This is a genomic window from Serratia sp. L9, assembly GCF_050632285.1.
GTDB lineage: Bacteria > Pseudomonadota > Gammaproteobacteria > Enterobacterales > Enterobacteriaceae > Chania.
Genome location: NZ_CP192591.1, coordinates 4,575,678 through 4,592,824, shown reverse-complemented (window position 1 = coordinate 4,592,824; position 17,147 = coordinate 4,575,678). Strand labels below are relative to the sequence as shown.

Below are 17,147 nucleotides of genomic sequence, written 5' to 3'. Positions count from 1 at the left end.
GGCATGGCCGGGGGCGTGGGGGATGTGGTTGGCGGTACCGCCGGTAAGCGCATCAATCAGGCAGCGGATCTGGCTAAAACGGCGATGGATGCCAAAGCCAAGGTGATGGCGGGGGGCGTCACGCCGAACAATATCGTGGCCAGCGGCACGGCGCCCACTCTGAGTGGCGATCAGATGACCGGCATGGCAGGTGGACTCGGTGATGCTATCGGGGGTACCGCCGGTAAGCGCATCAATCAGGCAGCAGATCTGGCCAAAACGGCGATGGAAGCCAAAGCCAAGGCGATGGCCGGGGGCGTCACGCCGATGAACCTGGTGGCAGGCGGCGGCAGCGCCTCGGCTATGGCGTCTTCGGCGGCCAGCGCGGTGATGGGCGGCGCCCAGCCGAGCGGGTTGCAGTTCACCCTCAAGGCCGTGGGGTTGCCGCCCCAGACTTTTGTGGTGGTGGATTTCAACCTGACGGAACGGTTCTCCACCCCCTTTGTGCTGAACGTCGACCTGGCCAGTGCCGACCCGGCAGTGGATTTTGGCGCGGTGCTGGATGCCGATGCCACGCTGTTTGTGTGGCGTGAAGGTGTGCTGCAACGCAGCATCACCGGCCTGGTGGCCAGTTTTGAGCAGGGTGACACCGGTTTCCACCAGACCCGCTACAGCATGGTGATCCGCCCGGCGCTGTGGCGCACCAGCCTGCGGCGCAACTCGCGTATCTTCCAGCAGGAGTCGATTGAAAGCATCATCAGCCAGTTGCTGAAAGAAAACGGCATCAACGATTTCGCGTTCGGCCTGCGCAACCCACACCCGCCCCGGGAGTTCTGCGTCCAGTACCAGGAATCCGATTTTGACTTTATCCAACGTCTGACGGCGGAAGAAGGGATCTTCTACTACTTCGAGTTTACCGAAGGGAAAAACACCGTGGTGTATGCCGACGACGTAGGCTCGTTGCCGACGGGGGCCACGCTGCCGTATAACCCGAACGTGGCGGCCCAGGCACAGGAACTGTGTGTGACTACCTTCACCCGCAGCGCGCAGGTACGGCCTGCGACGGTGCAACTGAAGGATTACACCTTCAAGAACCCGCGCTGGGAAGCGGCCTTCAGCCAGCAGGCCAGTGAGCTGCAAAACCAGCGCCCGGACTACGAGCATTTTGATTTCCCCGGGCGTTTCAAAGATGAACAGCACGGCAAGGATTTCACCCGCTATCGCCTGGAGGCGCTGCGCAACGACGCCAACCTGGGGCAAGGGCAGAGCAACGATTTTACCCTGCAGCCGGGGCAACTGTTTACCCTGACCACTCACCCGCGTGGCGATCTGAACCACCCATGGCAACTGCTGAGTATTCAGCATTCCGGCTCGCAGCCGCAGGCGTTGGAGCAAGAGTCCGGCGAGCAGGGCACGCACCTGAGCAACCAGTTCAGCTTTATCCCGCACACCCAGACCTGGCGGCCCTCACCGCTGCCAAAACCGGCGATGGATGGCCCACAGATAGCGATGGTGGTGGGGCCCGACGGCGAAGAAATCTTTTGTGATGAATTTGGCCGTATCCGCCTGCAATTTTTGTGGGATCGCTACGGCGAAAGCAACGACCACAGCTCCTGCTGGATCCGCGTGACGCAGCCGTGGGCTGGCCAGGGCTGGGGGATGCTGGCCATTCCGCGCATCGGCCAGGAAGTGGTGGTGGATTTCCTGCACGGCGACCCGGATCAACCGATCGTCACCGGGCGTACCTATCACGCCAACAATATCCCACCCGGTTCACTGCCCGCCAGCAAAACCCAGATGGCATTCCGCTCCAAGACCCATAAAGGCGAGGGCTTTAACGAACTGCGATTCGAGGATGCCAAGGGTGGTGAAGGGCTGTTTATGCATGCTCAGAAGGATATGACGACGACGGTGCTGAACGATCGTACAACCCAGGTAACGCATGATCACACTGAAGCCATCGGCCATGACCAGGCATTGTCGGTGCGTAACGATCGCTATAAAGAGATCCTGGGCAAGGAAGTCACGGCCATCACTAAAGACCGCCAGATAGTGGTAGAGGGGGTAGCATGCTCGAGGTGAAAAAAGCGTCATGATCTCCTCCACAACAGAGGGAATTCAGATTTCCACTGCCGGAGCCAGCATTACATTGGACCATGCGGGAAATATTGATATTCAAGGGACACACGTCCGGATCAATGGCAAACGTATCGATTTGAACTGATTACGCATTAACAGGAAACAGAATGAACAAAATCACTTACCAAATGAATGAAGGGAAAATCACTCTCCCGGAAAGCTGGCGTGACGACTCCATGCATGTGTTTGCCGTGCCTGATGACAGTGGAGTTAACCTGGTGATCAACCGCACACCGGTGCCTGCCGGGTTAGACAGTGAGGCCTACTATGCAGAAACGCTGGCGCAGTTCCAGAGCAGCCTGCCTGGGTTTAAAGAACTGGCGCGTGAAGTGATCGTTGTGGATGGTTCGCCGGCCCAGACATTGGAATACTGCTGGAAAAGCCCAGAAGGCCAGATGCATCAGTATGTGGTGATGCAGGTTAGACAGGTTCTGTTATTGACGTTCACCGTCACTTCGCCCAAAAACCTTGCCGCGAGCCAGAGAGACTATTTTCAGCAAATTATCCAGAGTTTTACCGCCGAATAAGCATCGTGGATAACGGGCAGGAGGCCTAACCCATGCAGCAAGACATCATCCAGCGAATTGCCAGGGTCGGGGCAATGAACGCAGGCGCCAGGCCTGCACCGGTGACCTCGCAAGCAGGCCCCCCAGCGGCACGCCTGGGGGACCAGATAAAGCATAAGAGTTTTTTAGGGGCGCTACTGGGGGCCGTTACCGGGGCCCTGATCGGCGCGGCCATTTTTGCGGCGGCAAGCCTGTTGATCGTGGGAACCGGTGGTTTGGCAACCGTGGCGGTAGTGGCATTAGGCACCGCAGGCACTGTGGCTATGGGCGGGGTGATCAGCCGGGCCAGCGGTGCGGTGGCAGATTTTGTTGATAGTGTGGGCTCAATGGACGGCCCAATATCCACCGCTTCACCCAATGTCTATATCGAAGGTAAACAAGCCGCCAGAGCGATAGTTGATGTGGTGGCCTGTACCAAACACAGCTCGCCACAAAAGATAGCCCAGGGCAGTGAAAGCGTTTTTATCAACGATCAGCCAGCTGCACGCGTGGGGGATAAGGTTACCTGCGGCGGGACTATCAAAGAAGGTGCACGCAGCGTCTATGTGGGTTCAGGCCAGGGCAGCTATCTGGAGATAGAAGAAGAGTTCTCCTGGTGGGAAAAAGCCATTCTGGTTGCGGTCGAATTCCTGGTCCCGCCCAGTCGTGGCATGCTTAAAGGCATTGGCAAACTGTTTACCAAAGCGGGCCGTGCCGCCGTGGTGGGCGGGGCCAAAATGGGTGCCAAGCAGGTGGCGAAAATGGCTTCGGGCAAGACTTTCCGCTGTGCTACCCAGGCATTTAAAGGTGGGAAAGGGTTAAAGCGTTTCAGCGAGGCAGGGAAAAAGTTTGTTAAAGGAGACCCGATTGATGTTACCAACGGCAGCCTGGTAGAGCAACGCACTGATATCGAACTGGGGCAAACTTTACCGCTGCTGTTTACCCGCACTTGGGCGCCCGACTGTGGGCAGACCTTTGCGCTCGGGCAAGGTTGGACTGACAGTTTCCACCAATATGCAGAAGTTAACGCTGCCGATGACGTTATTGATATCACGACCCTGGAAGGCAGCGCTCTGCATTTTGCTCTCCCCGGGGACACAGTGTCAGTGTTAACCCCGACCATCCTGATTTCTCCCTGCATCGCCACCCGCAAGGTTGGGAGCTTATCGACAGGCGTAGCCTTATCAGCCAGTGGTTTACCTTGGCTGTTATGCAACAGGGGCAAACACGATACCTGCTTACTCGTCAAAACGACAATAACGGCAACACTATCTCGCTGCATCATGATGAGGACGGTTGCCTGCTACGGGTTACTCACAGTGATGGTCTCGAGTTACAACTGCGCTGGCATACCCGTGGTTATCTGGCGGAGATTATCCGTGTGGATGGTGGCTTGCAGGATAGCCTGGTTCGTTACCGGCAAAATGACGAAGGCTTTCTGATAGAGGCCGATAGCCAGCAGTTCTATCACCTTTATTACACTTACAATGCCCAAGGTTTGATGAGCCGTTGGCATGATAACGACAAGACCTGGGTAGACTACCACTACGATGAACAGCGGCGTTGTGTTGCCAGTATCGGGGCGGGGGATTTTACCCGGTGCAGTTCGTGTACCAGCCTGGCGTGACGTTAGTCAGTGACAGCCAGGGCCGCATCACACGTTATGAATACAATGATCAACTAAAAGTCACAGCCATAGAAGATCCGCAGGGTCACCGTACTGGCTTCACTTATGACAGTTTTGGCAATTTACTTGAGCAGACATCACCTTCTGGGCGGGTTACCCGCCTGGAATACCTGAAAGAAACCGGGTTGGTCAGTGCATTTTATGACGCGGCCGGGGCGTGTTGGCGTTATGCCTACGACGATCAAGAGCGTCTTGTTGCCGTGACCGACCCGTTAGGGCGCGCCTGGTGGCAGGAATATGATGATTCAGGCAACCCAGCCCGCTTTATTGCCCCGGACCAAAGCACCACACAATTGAGCCGCAATGCGTTTGGGTTGGTCACAACGGTGGCAGATAGCCACGGTAATCAGCAGACCGCACGCTACGATGAGCGCAATCGGCTCTGTAGCCTGTTTGACGAAGAAAATCGTGCCCTGCACCTGCGTTATACCACGCGTGACGATCTGCGCAGCCTCTCACATTCCGGCGGGGCATTGTGGCGTTACCGCTACGATAGCCACCGTCGGCTGATGGTCAGTGACCGGCCTAATAACAGCCTGGAGCAGTTTAGCCATGATCGTCATGGCAACCTGACGCACTACCAGGATGCGAACGGGGTCGAGTGGCGGATCGAGTATGGTCCGTTCGATTTGCCAGTGGCGCGTACAGATGGTGAAGGCCAACGCTGGCAATACCGTTACGATCCCGACCAGTTGCAGTTGATTGAGGTGATCAACCCGCTCGGGGAAAGCTACCGTTATCACCTCAACGCCAGCGGCCAGGTGGTGACGGAGCAGGACTATGCAGGCACCGAGTGGCAGTATGTTTATGATAACGACGGTCAATGCGTAGAGAAGCGTGATGCGCTGGGTCAGGTAACAGGTTATCAGTACGATGCGGTGGGCCGTTTGCTCACTCTGTATACGCCAGAGGGTAAAACGCACTATCAGTATGATGCGGTTGGCCGGTTGCTGAGCGTGGCGGGGCCTGGCAATGAGCTGAGCTTTGAATATGACCTGCAGGGGCGGGTGGTACGGGAAACGCAGAATGACCGTGTCATTCGCCGGGAATACCCGGATCGGCAAACGCATATCCGCCATCTGGATATGCCGGAGGACGAAGCTACCCAACCGGTATTGACGACGCGCTTACGGACTAACCGGGTTGGGGAATGGGTGGCCCTCCACCTGCCACAACAAGCCGAGAGCCAGGCATTGCGGGTAACGCGGGATAGCGCGGGGCAGGATATCGAGCGCACGTCGGGCAGCGGTTTTATGCAGTGCAATCAGTATGATCTGATGGGGCAAATTATCCACCAACGTGCGGGCCGGCAGACGCGGATCTTCACGCCAGAAGAGGTGCGCGATATCCCGCGCCCGGTATTGGCCGGGTTGGATCGTACCTATGGTTATGACAGCGCGCTTAATCTGGTGGCGGCCAACGATGAGCGTGAACGCCTGCGTTATGTGGTGAATGGTAACCGGCAGGTGGTCTCGGTGAGCGAGGGCAGCCAGTTACAGGAATACTATCACTACGATGCCAGCGGCTACCCGGCCCAGCGCCGAGTCAGCAGTCCGCGAGTGACGTTCTCAGTGTCCAATGATGACGTTTACCTGCGTGGGCATCGGTTGAAGCAAGTGGGTGACACCACGTTTGAATATGATGAGGCGGGCAGGATGACCGCCCGATGGCAGCATAAAGAGGGTTATCGCCCTGAGGAAACCCGTTTTGTCTGGGATAGCCGCAATCAGTTGATTGAGCTGAAAAAACCGCATGGGGAAGTGTGGCACTATCGTTATGATCCCTTTGGGCGGAGGACAGAAAAAGCGTGTACCCAACGCGGGTTACGTACTTGTTATCTGTGGGATGGCGATACGCTTGCCGAGATAAGGGAGTATAAAAACGCACAGCTGCAGCGTATTCGTCACTGGGTGTTTGACGGCTGGGAGTTGCTGGCCCAGCAGGAATGGACCAGGGCGAACGTGTTGGCGTTTAATGGTGACGGGGCGGCTGACGAAAACGAAGCACGGGTTTATACTACGCACTACGCGGTGTGCGCCCCCAACGGGCAACCGTTGGCGCTCTTTAACACTGAAGGGAAAGTACAATGGCGCAAACCTGCGGCTTCGCTGTGGGGTATCGCGTTAAGCAAGGCAACGGAAAATGCGCACCTGGATCCGGGTCTGAAGTTCGCAGGCCAACAACAGGATGAAGAGAGCGGGCTTTTTTATAATCGGTATAGATACTACTCGGCAGAGGCTGGGTGTTATCTTACACCGGACCCGATAGGGCTGGCGGGGGGATGAACCCGTATAGCTACGTGCATAATCCATTAATGTGGGTTGACCCGCTGGGACTGGCTACGTGCCCAATCGCAAAATTGAAAGAGAAAGGATTCACTGGAGTAGAACCCACAAAGAATGGAGGTTTAGATTACTCCGCTAGTAACGCCTTGTATTCAAAGAACGGAGTAAATCCAATCCAAAAAATCGAATATACAGGTAATTATCATAATGATTTCGAACAAGCTAGCATGGCGGCTTTAGGGCAAAAATCCACTCCTAAAGGTTATGTTTGGCATCACTTGGATGATTATAATCCGGTAACAAATACAGGCACTATGCAATTGGTTCAACAGAAGGCTCACAGCGGAATTCCACATGTTGGTGGTGTTAGCCAATACAAGGCACACACTGGTATAAGTTATATTTTCAAAACGTGGTGATAATATGAGTGAACTTAATTTTATTGATTTCTTACCACCGGCGACCGATGATGAAATCATTAACTTGGAAAGAATCATCGGTTCTAACTTGCCAAGTGAAATGAAGGATATTTATAAAAAATATAATGGTGGGCAACCTCAACCATCATTTGTGCATGATGATAAAAACCTTTATCCAATCAATTCATTTTATTCTATATCTGAAATTATTGAATCGTTTAATGATTTCGAAGATGAGTCATTGCCCGATGGTTTTAGTAAACATGAAATGTTACCTTTTGCCTATGATCCTGGTTCTGGTATCTATTCAATCTCTTTGAGGAAAGTTGATTTTGGTAAGGTGTATTTTTATGTCTTACATGAAGAGGCAGAAATTTTTGGTGTGTGGGGGTCATTTAAGTCATTTGTCGAATCAATAGTTGATGATCCTGATTTATAATTAACAAAAGCCGGGAAAGTCCTCTTGAGATCTTCCCGGCTATTTTTATCTGTTGTTACGCCAATATATTACCCTGTCGAATCTTAATCACCATCTTGCCGAGCATCACGCTAATTACCAGCAGTTGTCCGGTAAGACCGCATTGCGTCAGCCAGTCCCCCGCCAGATACAGCTCACCGTTATCCCGTATCCAGTCCGCGCCGATATGCGGGTGAGCGTCCTCCTCCAATAATAACCGCTCAATCTCTCCCTCATCAGAAACCAGCGTTATTATCAGCCCATCCTGATACGGTTCTATCTTAAATACCGCACCCGGTATAAACCCCGCCTTGATAATATCCTGGCTATCGATAATCAGCTCAGGAATAAACCCGTCCGTGGTTGCTTGTATAATAGTGCTTCCGTTCATACATTGCCCTCCGCCTGAATAATCAATCTTCCTTGTTCAATATTGACCGTGACCGGCTGGCCGGTTAAAAACCCCAGTTCTTCCAGCCAATAGCCCTTGATAAGCAGCTGTGGCGCGGGCTTCTTGATACCTCGGTTGGGCGAATAGCCCACGGTGTAGCGGCGTATTGTTCTGGATGCTTTATTAGCAGGTTACTCATTACCGACTCGCAAGCTTACGCCTCTCGCCCAGGTAGGGCGCGCCTGGTGGCAGGAATATGATGATTCAGGCAACCCAGCCCGCTTTATTGCCCCGGACCAAAGCACCACACAATTGAGCCGCAATGCGTTTGGGTTGGTCACTACGGTGGCAGATAGCCACGGTAATCAGCAGACCGCACGCTACGATGAGCGCAATCGGCTCTGTAGCCTGTTTGACGAAGAAAATCGTGCCCTGCACCTGCGTTATACCACGCGTGACGATCTGCGCAGCCTCTCACATTCCGGCGGGGCATTGTGGCGTTACCGCTACGATAGCCACCGTCGGCTGATGGTCAGTGACCGGCCTAATAACAGTCTGGAGCAGTTTAGCCATGATCGTCATGGCAACCTGACGCACTACCAGGATGCGAACGGGGTCGAGTGGCGGATCGAGTATGGTCCGTTCGATCTGCCAGTGGCGCGTACAGATGGTGAAGGCCAACGCTGGCAATACCGTTACGATCCCGACCAGTTGCAGTTGATTGAGGTGATCAACCCGCTCGGGGAAAGCTACCGTTATCACCTCAACGCCAGCGGCCAGGTGGTGACGGAGCAGGACTATGCAGGCACCGAGTGGCAGTATGTTTATGATAACGACGGTCAATGCGTAGAGAAGCGTGATGCGCTGGGTCAGGTAACAGGTTATCAGTACGATGCGGTGGGCCGTTTGCTCACTCTGTATACGCCAGAGGGTAAAACGCACTATCAGTATGATGCGGTTGGCCGGTTGCTGAGCGTGGCGGGGCCTGGCAATGAGCTGAGCTTTGAATATGACCTGCAGGGGCGGGTGGTACGGGAAACGCAGAATGACCGTGTCATTCGCCGGGAATACCCGGATCGGCAAACGCATATCCGCCATCTGGATATGCCGGAGGACGAAGCTACCCAACCGGTATTGACGACGCGCTTACGGACTAACCGGGTTGGGGAATGGGTGGCCCTCCACCTGCCACAACAAGCCGAGAGCCAGGCATTGCGGGTAACGCGGGATAGCGCGGGGCAGGATATCGAGCGCACGGCGGGCAGCGGTTTTATGCAGTGCAATCAGTATGATCTGATGGGGCAAATTATCCACCAACGTGCGGGCCGGCAGACGCGGATCTTCACGCCAGAAGAGGTGCGCGATATCCCGCGCCCGGTATTGGCCGGGTTGGATCGTACCTATGGTTATGACAGCGCGCTTAATCTGGTGGCGGCCAACGATGAGCGTGAACGCCTGCGTTATGTGGTGAATGGTAACCGGCAGGTGGTCTCGGTGAGCGAGGGCAGCCAGTTACAGGAATACTATCACTACGATGCCAGCGGCTACCCGGCCCAGCGCCGAGTCAGCAGTCCGCGAGTGACGTTCTCAGTGTCCAATGATGACGTTTACCTGCGTGGGCATCGGTTGAAGCAAGTGGGTGACACCACGTTTGAATATGATGAGGCGGGCAGGATGACCGCCCGATGGCAGCATAAAGAGGGTTATCGCCCTGAGGAAACCCGTTTTGTCTGGGATAGCCGCAATCAGTTGATTGAGCTGAAAAAACCGCATGGGGAAGTGTGGCACTATCGTTATGATCCCTTTGGGCGGAGGACAGAAAAAGCGTGTTCCCAACGCGGGTTACGTACTTGTTATCTGTGGGATGGCGATACGCTTGCCGAGATAAGGGAGTATAAAAACGCACAGTTGCAGCGTATTCGTCACTGGGTGTTTGACGGCTGGGAGTTGCTGGCCCAGCAGGAATGGACCAGGGCGAACGTGTTGGCGTTTAATGGTGACGGGGCGGCTGACGAAAACGAAGCACGGGTTTATACTACGCACTACGCGGTGTGCGCCCCCAACGGGCAACCGTTGGCGCTCTTTAACACTGAAGGGAAAGTACAATGGCGCAAACCTGCGGCTTCGCTGTGGGGTATCGCGTTAAGCAAGGCAACGGAAAATGCGCACCTGGATCCGGGTCTGAAGTTCGCAGGCCAACAACAGGATGAAGAGAGCGGGCTTTTTTATAATCGGTATAGATACTACTCGGCAGAGGCTGGGTGTTATCTTACACCGGACCCGATAGGGCTGGCGGGGGGTGAGAACCCGTATGCTTACGTTCACAATCCGTTAAGCTGGGTTGATCCTCTTGGATTAGCTAAGTGCCCTCATGCCAAGTTAGCGAATAAAATTCAAGAGAGAGCTATGGATGGGAAAATCCCCAAAATAGCTCCAGGGAAAGTATCTCCTAAGGGATATCACGGTAGACTTTCAGAGCAAAGAATGCAGGAAATAATTAAAAATCCTGATGGTGTCTATGTTTCAACTGGTGGCAATAATAATATTATTTTCGCCAAGGATGGGGATATTGTTATTCTGGCGGGGAATAAGGCAGGAGCAGTTAAAGGGCAAGCGATTACAGCTTATGGTGCTTCAGGACCAAGAGGTGATAGTGGTGCGGCTATTTATGGTGGTCAAGCTAGCGATCTTGGGCTACCAATAACTGATAGTATGATTATAAACGGACAGATTCCGACCCCGGGTGGCGGATTCTTACCTCCTGCAACGCCTATAGTATTCTGAGGTTAACGATGAAATCTATTTATTGGGATCTTGCTCATTTTGATATTTCGATGGAAAGTCAGTATAATGATATATATGAGCTCGAAAATGACATTGATAAACTTTTTGGAAGCAGTAATTTTAGTGAGATGGATTCGTTAGATTGGTTTTTAATCGATAAGGAAACCAAAGCGCTATCTTTTTTATTACTAAGCATACCATCTTATTTTTGTAGTCCACATGAACACAAGTTAATTGATGCTGGTAATTTGCATAATATAACTCTATCAGACTGCATCGATAAATTTATATCTGATGTAACCATTCAAGATGTAGCTTCCTTTTCAACTGAAGAAAATACTTTAATTGTAACAACTGACTCGTCGTTGATTCATCATAAAACACTCATTTCAGATGATCTTTATTTTTTGTTGGGTGATGATTTGTCATACCGAGGTTTTTTATTGATTAATGCAACTAATCATATCCCCGGTAACACTGAGTCATTAGATAAAGAAATATCTAATTCACTTTTTTCCAGAATGTTTGATTTATGTAATCAGGAATTTTATGACGCAATGGATGAGAAGGATGAACATTGTTTAAGTATTGTAAATGAATTGGAGAGGGATTGTTTATCTCATCAAAATATAGATGACAGGTTTCTCCAGATTATAGAGTTCATAAAAAACATTAAATATACGTTTTATGATATAGATTTTGAGTGAGTATGACCGGGAAGGTTTAATTAAGATCTTCCCGATCTTTTATTGTTAGTGCGCCAGCATATTTCCCTGCAGAATCTGAACAATCACCTTACTGCTATCATGTTGATCGCCAGCTGTTGCCCGGTCAGGCCACACTGGGTTAACAACTCTCCCGCTAGATACAGCTCGCTGTTATCCCGCATCCAGTCCGTGCCGACATAAGGATACTGTAATGCTTCAATCAGTCTATGTTTTCATTACCAATTGATTTAAAATAATTTTCTGCAGATAAAAACTATCAAAGATGGTTGGTTATATATGAACCCCGATGCAAAATCTCTGACTCATTACGACTCACATAGATAGTACGAACCGCAAATCGGGCAGTTTACGTAACAAGACCCGATAGGGCTGGAAGGTGGCACAAATCCTTATGGGTATGTGCATAACCCGCTGGGATGGATAGATCCGCTGGGATTGTCAACCTGTCCAAATCTTGGGAAGGCTGATGATGCTATTTTGGGGCCGCATGGGACACTAAAAAATGACACGTGTCCAGGACAGTCACATCACTTAAACCAAGATGCTGCGTTCCGTGATGTGATCCCGACAAATAGCGGTGCTGCTATTAAGTTAGAAGGTAACGCATTTACTCAACCAGGTACGCCACACTATGAAGCGCATAAGTCTCTTGAACAGTTCTGGAATCAATATAGACGTGGTGGGGCACTAAGTGGGCAACGTCCTACAAACTTTCAATATACCAAAGCGCTAAAACATTCATTAGAGTCCGCTGGCTTGTCAGCTAATCAAGTAAATCAAGCGGTTAGAAGCAGTATTCAGAATAGGCTCCAATATGGTGTGCTCGGTGGGAAAAATGTCCCTAGAATTCCGGGAAGAATAAATCAGGTGAAACTATGAAAATATCTAAATTAGCGACTGATAGGCTATTAAAAATTAATTGGTTTTCAGATTTTGGTAAAAAAACCAGCATATCTGATGTGGTTTTAGCAACGTCTTTAACTGAGGCTGGGAATTATTTAGCTGATCCGGAGTGGGAAAATGTCACTTTGGAGGAGTCTAATGAAATATCAGGTTATCTAGCAACCAAACATACGGCTGTATTCCAAGATTGGAATGATGTGGCTAAAGGGGCAAAGCTGTTCTTTGGGAATGATATAAAGCCTAAACTTCCTCATTTAAATGATTTTGATAATATTCTCATGCATCAATGTATCGAGTGGGATGTTCTTCACTATCTGATAGAGGATTTTTATAGTGAAAAATTAAAGGCGTCATTGTTCTTTAATAAACTCATCTCTATCTATGAGTCCGGTCATATACCTTGTGGTTGGGTAGGTAATTGGCCTAAAGGTCAGTTAGTTATATATTAATACTCTATAATAGCCGTTAAGATCTGCTCTAGATCTTAACGGCTATTTTCTCTGTTATTACGCCAATATATTACCCTGCTGCACTTTAATCACCATCTGACCGGGCAGACTCAGAAGAAGAGTCTGATAACAATGTTGATCTTCTTTGCTGTAGTGTGCTAGATCCCAATGCGGCAGATTATATTTTTATGATGACTTAACCGCTGAAGAAATAGTGGAATGCGGCCAACGATCCAGACAAGCTGCGCTTTACGGTGTAGTATGCGGATGACGAGTCGGGTTTCACTACAACCGATTCCGGTATTATGACCCGGAGACGCAACTGTACCTGTGTCCAGACCCGATAGGGCTGTTGGGGGGCGAGAATACTTATGGGTATGTTCACAATCCGCTGACATGGGCAGACCCATACGGGTTAGCTGCATGCCCAATGTGTGAAGTGAATGGAACAAAGATATTTAGTAAAGGCTAAAAAGATGGAACCCCCGGTCACGATCAGTTCTCTGAAGTTATAGCTAATAAATTAGCTATGAGTGGTAAGTTTAAAGAGGTTTATTTAAACAGGTCATATAGCTTTGCTAATGACAAGGGAATATCCGGACGACGACCTGATATTATGGCTGTTGATATGAATGGTAAAGTTCATGCTATAGAATTGGCCTCTAAAACAGATATGGGTAGAAAGTTATCATCTCTGAGGACTCGAAACCAAGATGCAATGAAGAACTTACCAAGCACTGATCGGGGAAGTGTTATTGTATTAGAGCACCAATATAACTCTTCGAAGATTAAGAATGCATTAGATAATCTTATTTCTGGTATATAGGTGAGACTATGTGTACGGCTATAGCTATTTATGGTACTGAGAATATTCCTCCTGAAACTGCATATGAAATAGGTGTGCTTTTTTTAAGGTTATAGAGCTAGATATAACTTCAACAGGTTACTATAAGTATAGGGAAGATAGAAGCGAGGAGGATATTGACTTTATTGAAGTATCTTTATCTGATTTGAAAAATGAACTTAAAAATAAAAATGCTACTTCTTTTCGATTTTATAATGAAAGTGAAAAAAGCAATTATTGGACTGCCTCATTTGGGTTCTCAACAAGTGATTTTGGTGGTTTTTATCATTTTGATGCTCAATGTGCGTTATCGAAACGTGGAAAAGAGAAATTTATCGAATTTATAAAGGAGCTTAGCAGTAAAAATAATTTCTCTTATGGAATAGTATATAATCCTGACAATGTTGCCGATGGTTTTTATTATGCCGAAGGTGGAAATTTTGTTCAGATTTATCAATGTGAGAACCCAATGTTCTTTGAAAAAGAAACTGGGGGAATATATGAGGGTCAGGAACGCTATAAAAATACTATGCTAAGGATGGTGTATCCGGTTAATGTGATTAATCGTCATCATCTTGATATTGTTATCGAAAATGTTAGCTTGAAAGAGTGGATATCAAGTAATGAAAAGCATGGTTCCCTTGAAGGGTTAAACAATAATCTGTGGCTATGGACCGTTGAGGATACTGAACTCGACGAGGTAAATAGGTATCTTGGTGAGGCAGGAGTATTAATCTCTTGGAAACCGTTAGCCACTAAGAAAACAGCTAGAAAACTGCCATAAATAAAAGCCGTAAAGATCCTCTATGGATCTTTACGGCTAATTTTATCAGTTGCTATGCCAGCATATTACCTCGTTGCACCTTAATCACCACATGACCGGCTATCACGCCGATCGCCAGCGGTTGCCCTGTCAGGCCACACTGCGTCAACCAGTCTCCCGCCAGATACAGCTCACCGCTATCCCGCACCCAGCCCACGCCAATAATAACCGCTCAACCTCTCCCTCATTAGATACCAGCGTTATTATAAATCCATCCTGGTATGGCTCTATCTTAAATGTAGCTTCCGCCACAAACCCCGCCTTGATAATATCCTTGGAATCAATAATCAGCTCAGGAATAAATCCGCCAGTGGTTGCCTGTAAAATATGCGTCCCGTTCATACACTTCCCTCTGCCTGAATAATCAATCTTCCTTGTTCAATATTGACCGTGACCGGCTGGCCGGTTAAAAAGCCGTGCTGTTCCAGCCAATAGCCCTTGATAAGCAGCTGTGGCGCGGGCTTCTTGATACCTCGGTTGGGCGTATAGCCCACGGTGTAGCGGCGTATTGTTCTGGATGCTTTATTAGCAGGTTACTCATTACCGACTCGCAAGCTTACGCCTCTCGCCCAGGTAGGGCGCGCCTGGTGGCAGGAATATGATGATTCAGGCAACCCAGCCCGCTTTATTGCCCCGGACCAAAGCACCACACAATTGAGCCGCAATGCGTTTGGGTTGGTCACAACGGTGGCAGATAGCCACGGTAATCAGCAGACCGCACGCTACGATAGCCGCAATCAGTTGATTGAGCTGAAAAAACCGCATGGGGAAGTGTGGCACTATCGTTATGATCCCTTTGGGCGGAGGACAGAAAAAGCGTGTTCCCAACGCGGGTTACGTACTTGTTATCTGTGGGATTATCTGTGGGATGGCGATACGCTTGCCGAGATAAGGGAGTATAAAAACGCACAATTGCAGCGTATTCGTCACTGGGTGTTTGATGGTTGGGAGTTGCTGGCCCAGCAGGAATGGACCAGGGCGAACGTGTTGGCGTTTAATGGTGACGGGGTGGCTGACGAAAACGAAGCACGGGTTTATACTACGCACTACGCGGTGTGCGCCCCCAACGGGCAACCGTTGGCGCTCTTTAACACTGAAGGGAAAGTACAATGGCGCAAACCTGCGGCTTCGCTGTGGGGTATCGCGTTAAGCAAGGCAACGGAAAATGCGCACCTGGAGCCGGGTCTGAAGTTCGTGGGCCAACAACAGGATGAAGAGAGCGGGCTTTTTTATAATCGGTATAGATACTACTTGGCAGAGGCTGGGTGTTATCTTACACCGGACCCGTTGGGGTTGGCGGGGGGCGAGAATACTTATAGTTATGTTAAGAACCCTATAGACTCGATCGATCCGTTCGGTCTTTCGAGTTGTACTTTAGGTCGTAATATGGGAGCAAGAACCGGTGATGGCATGGCGAATCACCACCTTATTCCTGAAGAATTAATGAAAGATAAGAACTTTAAATCTATCTTCGAACGCCTTAAAAAGATTGGTTGGGATGGTGATGGGGCCTTAAATGGAACCTTCTTGCCTGGTTCAAAAGATCTTGCTAGTACTATGGGAATACCAGGTCATTGGTCAAACCATAATCAATATACAGGTGAAATAAGAAATAAATTATCCCAACTCGCAAGACAAGCAAATAGATTGAGTGATACACAGTTGGCGTTAGGGGTGAAAGAAATTCAAGACTGGGCAAGAAAAGGTCTTGATAGTAATTTATTTAGAATAGATCCCAATACAGGTAGATTATTATGACTAATCGTGAAAGTGAATTTTTTGTTATCGAATACTCTCCTAATGATGAAGGGATACCACACTTTATGGATAAAGAGTGGGTGCCAGAATTACCTGATTATGATCTTTTTACGGCACCGCCATCGCCAGATGACTTTTCAAGTAGCTATGCAGTCAAAGTAAAATCATATAAATTAGATGGTGATTATTTTCCACATGATAACTTAATTTCATCTGATATGTTAATGTTACTCTCTGAGCTGAATGTGAAATGCATCAGCATTCCTGTTACAGTTGGGTTATACAAAAATAAGACCCCATCAAAAAAATATTACTTATTCTATATGTTGTGTTATTTATCTATAATAGACGAATCTAACTCAATATTTACTATATCAACGGATATAGAAACTGGTGAGCTTAACATACCAGAATACAAAGGGTTAGATAAAATATACTATGAAAAGATAGATAAATTTAAAATTAGAGATGATGTGCGGGAACATTTGTTTTTTTGCAAGGAAATATCAAAACCTGTATGCTCATCATTGTTTAAAAGTGAATTTGAAAATCTTAAATTAACGGGTGTTACATTTGAAAGAATAGATGATAATTATAACTATGATGCTTGGAGTGGTTGGTGAATATTATTAGGCGTTTAAATGGCTGGAAAGATCTTCTCTGGATCTTTCCAGCCATTTTTATTAGTTTCTATGCCAGCATATTATTTTTGCAGTACTTGAATCACCACCTGACCTGGTATCACGCTGATCGCCAGCGGTTGCCCGGTCAGGCCTCACTGCGTCAGCCAGTCCCCCGCCAGATATAGCTCGCCGTTATCCCGTATCCAGTCCACGCCGATATTAGGAGCTGCATCTACTTCCAATAATAACCGCTCAATCTCTTCCTCATCAGAAATCAACGTTATTACCAGCTCATCCTGATACGGTTCTATTTTAAATGCCGCACCCGATGTA

Annotated in this window: 18 protein-coding genes and 2 pseudogenes; 15 read left to right on the top strand and 5 right to left on the bottom strand. The window is 49.1% G+C overall.

The window, feature by feature from the left end; translation table 11 throughout:
* The first annotated feature begins 105 nt into the window (after positions 1 to 105).
* From ACQ86O_RS21945 to ACQ86O_RS21915, 7 genes are all read left to right on the top strand, one after another.
* Positions 106 to 2,061: a type VI secretion system tip protein VgrG gene (locus ACQ86O_RS21945; protein ID WP_431225803.1), complete on the top strand. Its 1,956-nt coding sequence runs from the start codon at positions 106 to 108 to the stop codon at positions 2,059 to 2,061.
* Positions 2,062 to 2,225: 164 nt separating this feature from the next.
* Positions 2,226 to 2,645 (top strand): DUF1795 domain-containing protein, encoded by a 420-nt coding sequence (locus ACQ86O_RS21940; protein WP_431222845.1) that lies wholly within the window; start codon positions 2,226 to 2,228, stop codon positions 2,643 to 2,645.
* A gap of 32 nt (positions 2,646 to 2,677) precedes the next feature.
* Positions 2,678 to 4,105: a PAAR domain-containing protein gene (locus ACQ86O_RS21935; protein ID WP_431222844.1), complete on the top strand. Its 1,428-nt coding sequence runs from the start codon at positions 2,678 to 2,680 to the stop codon at positions 4,103 to 4,105.
* The gene (locus ACQ86O_RS21930) at positions 4,057 to 4,290 is read left to right on the top strand and encodes a hypothetical protein (protein ID WP_431222843.1); all 234 of its coding nucleotides are present in this window, start codon (positions 4,057 to 4,059) and stop codon (positions 4,288 to 4,290) included. Before ACQ86O_RS21935 ends, ACQ86O_RS21930 begins: the two co-directional genes overlap by 49 nt.
* Positions 4,263 to 6,635, top strand: coding sequence for an RHS repeat-associated core domain-containing protein (locus ACQ86O_RS21925; RefSeq protein WP_431222842.1), 2,373 nt, complete (start codon positions 4,263 to 4,265; stop codon positions 6,633 to 6,635). The genes ACQ86O_RS21930 and ACQ86O_RS21925 overlap by 28 nt, the downstream gene beginning before the upstream one ends.
* A complete protein-coding gene (locus ACQ86O_RS21920; protein ID WP_431222841.1) occupies positions 6,632 to 7,054 on the top strand; it encodes an HNH endonuclease in 423 nt (140 codons plus the stop codon). The genes ACQ86O_RS21925 and ACQ86O_RS21920 overlap by 4 nt, the downstream gene beginning before the upstream one ends.
* A gap of 4 nt (positions 7,055 to 7,058) precedes the next feature.
* Positions 7,059 to 7,493: an SMI1/KNR4 family protein gene (locus tag ACQ86O_RS21915; RefSeq protein WP_431222840.1), complete on the top strand. Its 435-nt coding sequence runs from the start codon at positions 7,059 to 7,061 to the stop codon at positions 7,491 to 7,493.
* A 55-nt stretch (positions 7,494 to 7,548) separates the two neighbouring features.
* On the opposite strand, the gene ACQ86O_RS21910 is transcribed toward ACQ86O_RS21915, so the two are convergent.
* Together ACQ86O_RS21910 and ACQ86O_RS21905 are read right to left on the bottom strand one after the other, a co-directional pair.
* Positions 7,549 to 7,902 carry a SymE family type I addiction module toxin gene (locus tag ACQ86O_RS21910; RefSeq protein WP_431222839.1) on the bottom strand — a complete coding sequence of 118 codons (354 nt, stop codon included), beginning with the start codon at positions 7,900 to 7,902 and terminating at the stop codon, positions 7,549 to 7,551.
* Positions 7,899 to 8,054, bottom strand: a complete 156-nt coding sequence (locus ACQ86O_RS21905) for a SymE family type I addiction module toxin (RefSeq protein WP_431222838.1) — start codon at positions 8,052 to 8,054, stop codon at positions 7,899 to 7,901. The genes ACQ86O_RS21910 and ACQ86O_RS21905 overlap by 4 nt, the downstream gene beginning before the upstream one ends.
* A 160-nt stretch (positions 8,055 to 8,214) precedes the next feature.
* On the opposite strand from ACQ86O_RS21905, the gene ACQ86O_RS21900 reads away from it, so the two are divergent.
* From ACQ86O_RS21900 to ACQ86O_RS21875, 6 genes and pseudogenes are all read left to right on the top strand, one after another.
* Positions 8,215 to 10,686: an RHS repeat-associated core domain-containing protein gene (locus ACQ86O_RS21900; RefSeq protein WP_431222837.1), complete on the top strand. Its 2,472-nt coding sequence runs from the start codon at positions 8,215 to 8,217 to the stop codon at positions 10,684 to 10,686.
* Positions 10,687 to 10,694: 8 nt separating this feature from the next.
* Complete coding sequence (locus ACQ86O_RS21895; RefSeq protein ID WP_431222836.1) at positions 10,695 to 11,393, top strand: hypothetical protein; 699 nt, start codon at positions 10,695 to 10,697, stop codon at positions 11,391 to 11,393.
* A 306-nt stretch (positions 11,394 to 11,699) separates the two neighbouring features.
* Positions 11,700 to 11,864 (top strand): annotated as a pseudogene (locus ACQ86O_RS21890) (RHS repeat-associated core domain-containing protein); the annotation flags it as partial.
* Between the two features lie 425 nt (positions 11,865 to 12,289).
* A complete protein-coding gene (locus tag ACQ86O_RS21885; protein ID WP_431222835.1) occupies positions 12,290 to 12,766 on the top strand; it encodes a hypothetical protein in 477 nt (158 codons plus the stop codon).
* A 260-nt stretch (positions 12,767 to 13,026) separates the two neighbouring features.
* Positions 13,027 to 13,592, top strand: a pseudogene (locus ACQ86O_RS21880) (RHS repeat-associated core domain-containing protein); the annotation flags it as partial.
* A 163-nt stretch (positions 13,593 to 13,755) separates the two neighbouring features.
* The gene (locus ACQ86O_RS21875; protein WP_431225802.1) at positions 13,756 to 14,394 is read left to right on the top strand and encodes a hypothetical protein; all 639 of its coding nucleotides are present in this window, start codon (positions 13,756 to 13,758) and stop codon (positions 14,392 to 14,394) included.
* Positions 14,395 to 14,446: 52 nt separating this feature from the next.
* Here ACQ86O_RS21875 and ACQ86O_RS21870 read toward each other — a convergent pair whose 3' ends face one another.
* Positions 14,447 to 14,581, bottom strand: a complete 135-nt coding sequence (locus tag ACQ86O_RS21870) for a SymE family type I addiction module toxin (protein WP_431222834.1) — start codon at positions 14,579 to 14,581, stop codon at positions 14,447 to 14,449.
* Between the two features lie 190 nt (positions 14,582 to 14,771).
* A complete protein-coding gene (locus ACQ86O_RS21865; RefSeq protein WP_431222833.1) occupies positions 14,772 to 14,927 on the bottom strand; it encodes a SymE family type I addiction module toxin in 156 nt (51 codons plus the stop codon).
* Positions 14,928 to 15,087: 160 nt separating this feature from the next.
* Here ACQ86O_RS21865 and ACQ86O_RS21860 point away from each other — a divergent pair, with 160 nt between their 5' ends.
* Together ACQ86O_RS21860 and ACQ86O_RS21855 are read left to right on the top strand one after the other, a co-directional pair.
* Positions 15,088 to 16,191, top strand: a complete 1,104-nt coding sequence (locus tag ACQ86O_RS21860; RefSeq protein WP_431222832.1) for an RHS repeat-associated core domain-containing protein — start codon at positions 15,088 to 15,090, stop codon at positions 16,189 to 16,191.
* The gene (locus ACQ86O_RS21855) at positions 16,188 to 16,814 is read left to right on the top strand and encodes an imm11 family protein (RefSeq protein WP_431222831.1); all 627 of its coding nucleotides are present in this window, start codon (positions 16,188 to 16,190) and stop codon (positions 16,812 to 16,814) included. The genes ACQ86O_RS21860 and ACQ86O_RS21855 overlap by 4 nt, the downstream gene beginning before the upstream one ends.
* Positions 16,815 to 16,966: 152 nt before the next feature.
* Here ACQ86O_RS21855 and ACQ86O_RS21850 read toward each other — a convergent pair whose 3' ends face one another.
* Positions 16,967 to 17,092 carry a hypothetical protein gene (locus tag ACQ86O_RS21850; protein WP_431222830.1) on the bottom strand — a complete coding sequence of 42 codons (126 nt, stop codon included), beginning with the start codon at positions 17,090 to 17,092 and terminating at the stop codon, positions 16,967 to 16,969.
* Positions 17,093 to 17,147 lie beyond the last annotated feature (55 nt).

Coding starts and splice junctions, on each gene's coding strand:
- ACQ86O_RS21945 (WP_431225803.1), top strand. CDS start 106: ATGGCGGGGGGCGTCACGCCGAACAATATCGTGGCCAGCGGCACGGCG.
- ACQ86O_RS21940 (WP_431222845.1), top strand. CDS start 2,226: ATGAACAAAATCACTTACCAAATGAATGAAGGGAAAATCACTCTCCCG.
- ACQ86O_RS21935 (WP_431222844.1), top strand. CDS start 2,678: ATGCAGCAAGACATCATCCAGCGAATTGCCAGGGTCGGGGCAATGAAC.
- ACQ86O_RS21920 (WP_431222841.1), top strand. CDS start 6,632: ATGAACCCGTATAGCTACGTGCATAATCCATTAATGTGGGTTGACCCG.
- ACQ86O_RS21915 (WP_431222840.1), top strand. CDS start 7,059: ATGAGTGAACTTAATTTTATTGATTTCTTACCACCGGCGACCGATGAT.
- ACQ86O_RS21910 (WP_431222839.1), bottom strand. CDS start 7,902: ATGAACGGAAGCACTATTATACAAGCAACCACGGACGGGTTTATTCCT.
- ACQ86O_RS21895 (WP_431222836.1), top strand. CDS start 10,695: ATGAAATCTATTTATTGGGATCTTGCTCATTTTGATATTTCGATGGAA.
- ACQ86O_RS21885 (WP_431222835.1), top strand. CDS start 12,290: ATGAAAATATCTAAATTAGCGACTGATAGGCTATTAAAAATTAATTGG.
- ACQ86O_RS21855 (WP_431222831.1), top strand. CDS start 16,188: ATGACTAATCGTGAAAGTGAATTTTTTGTTATCGAATACTCTCCTAAT.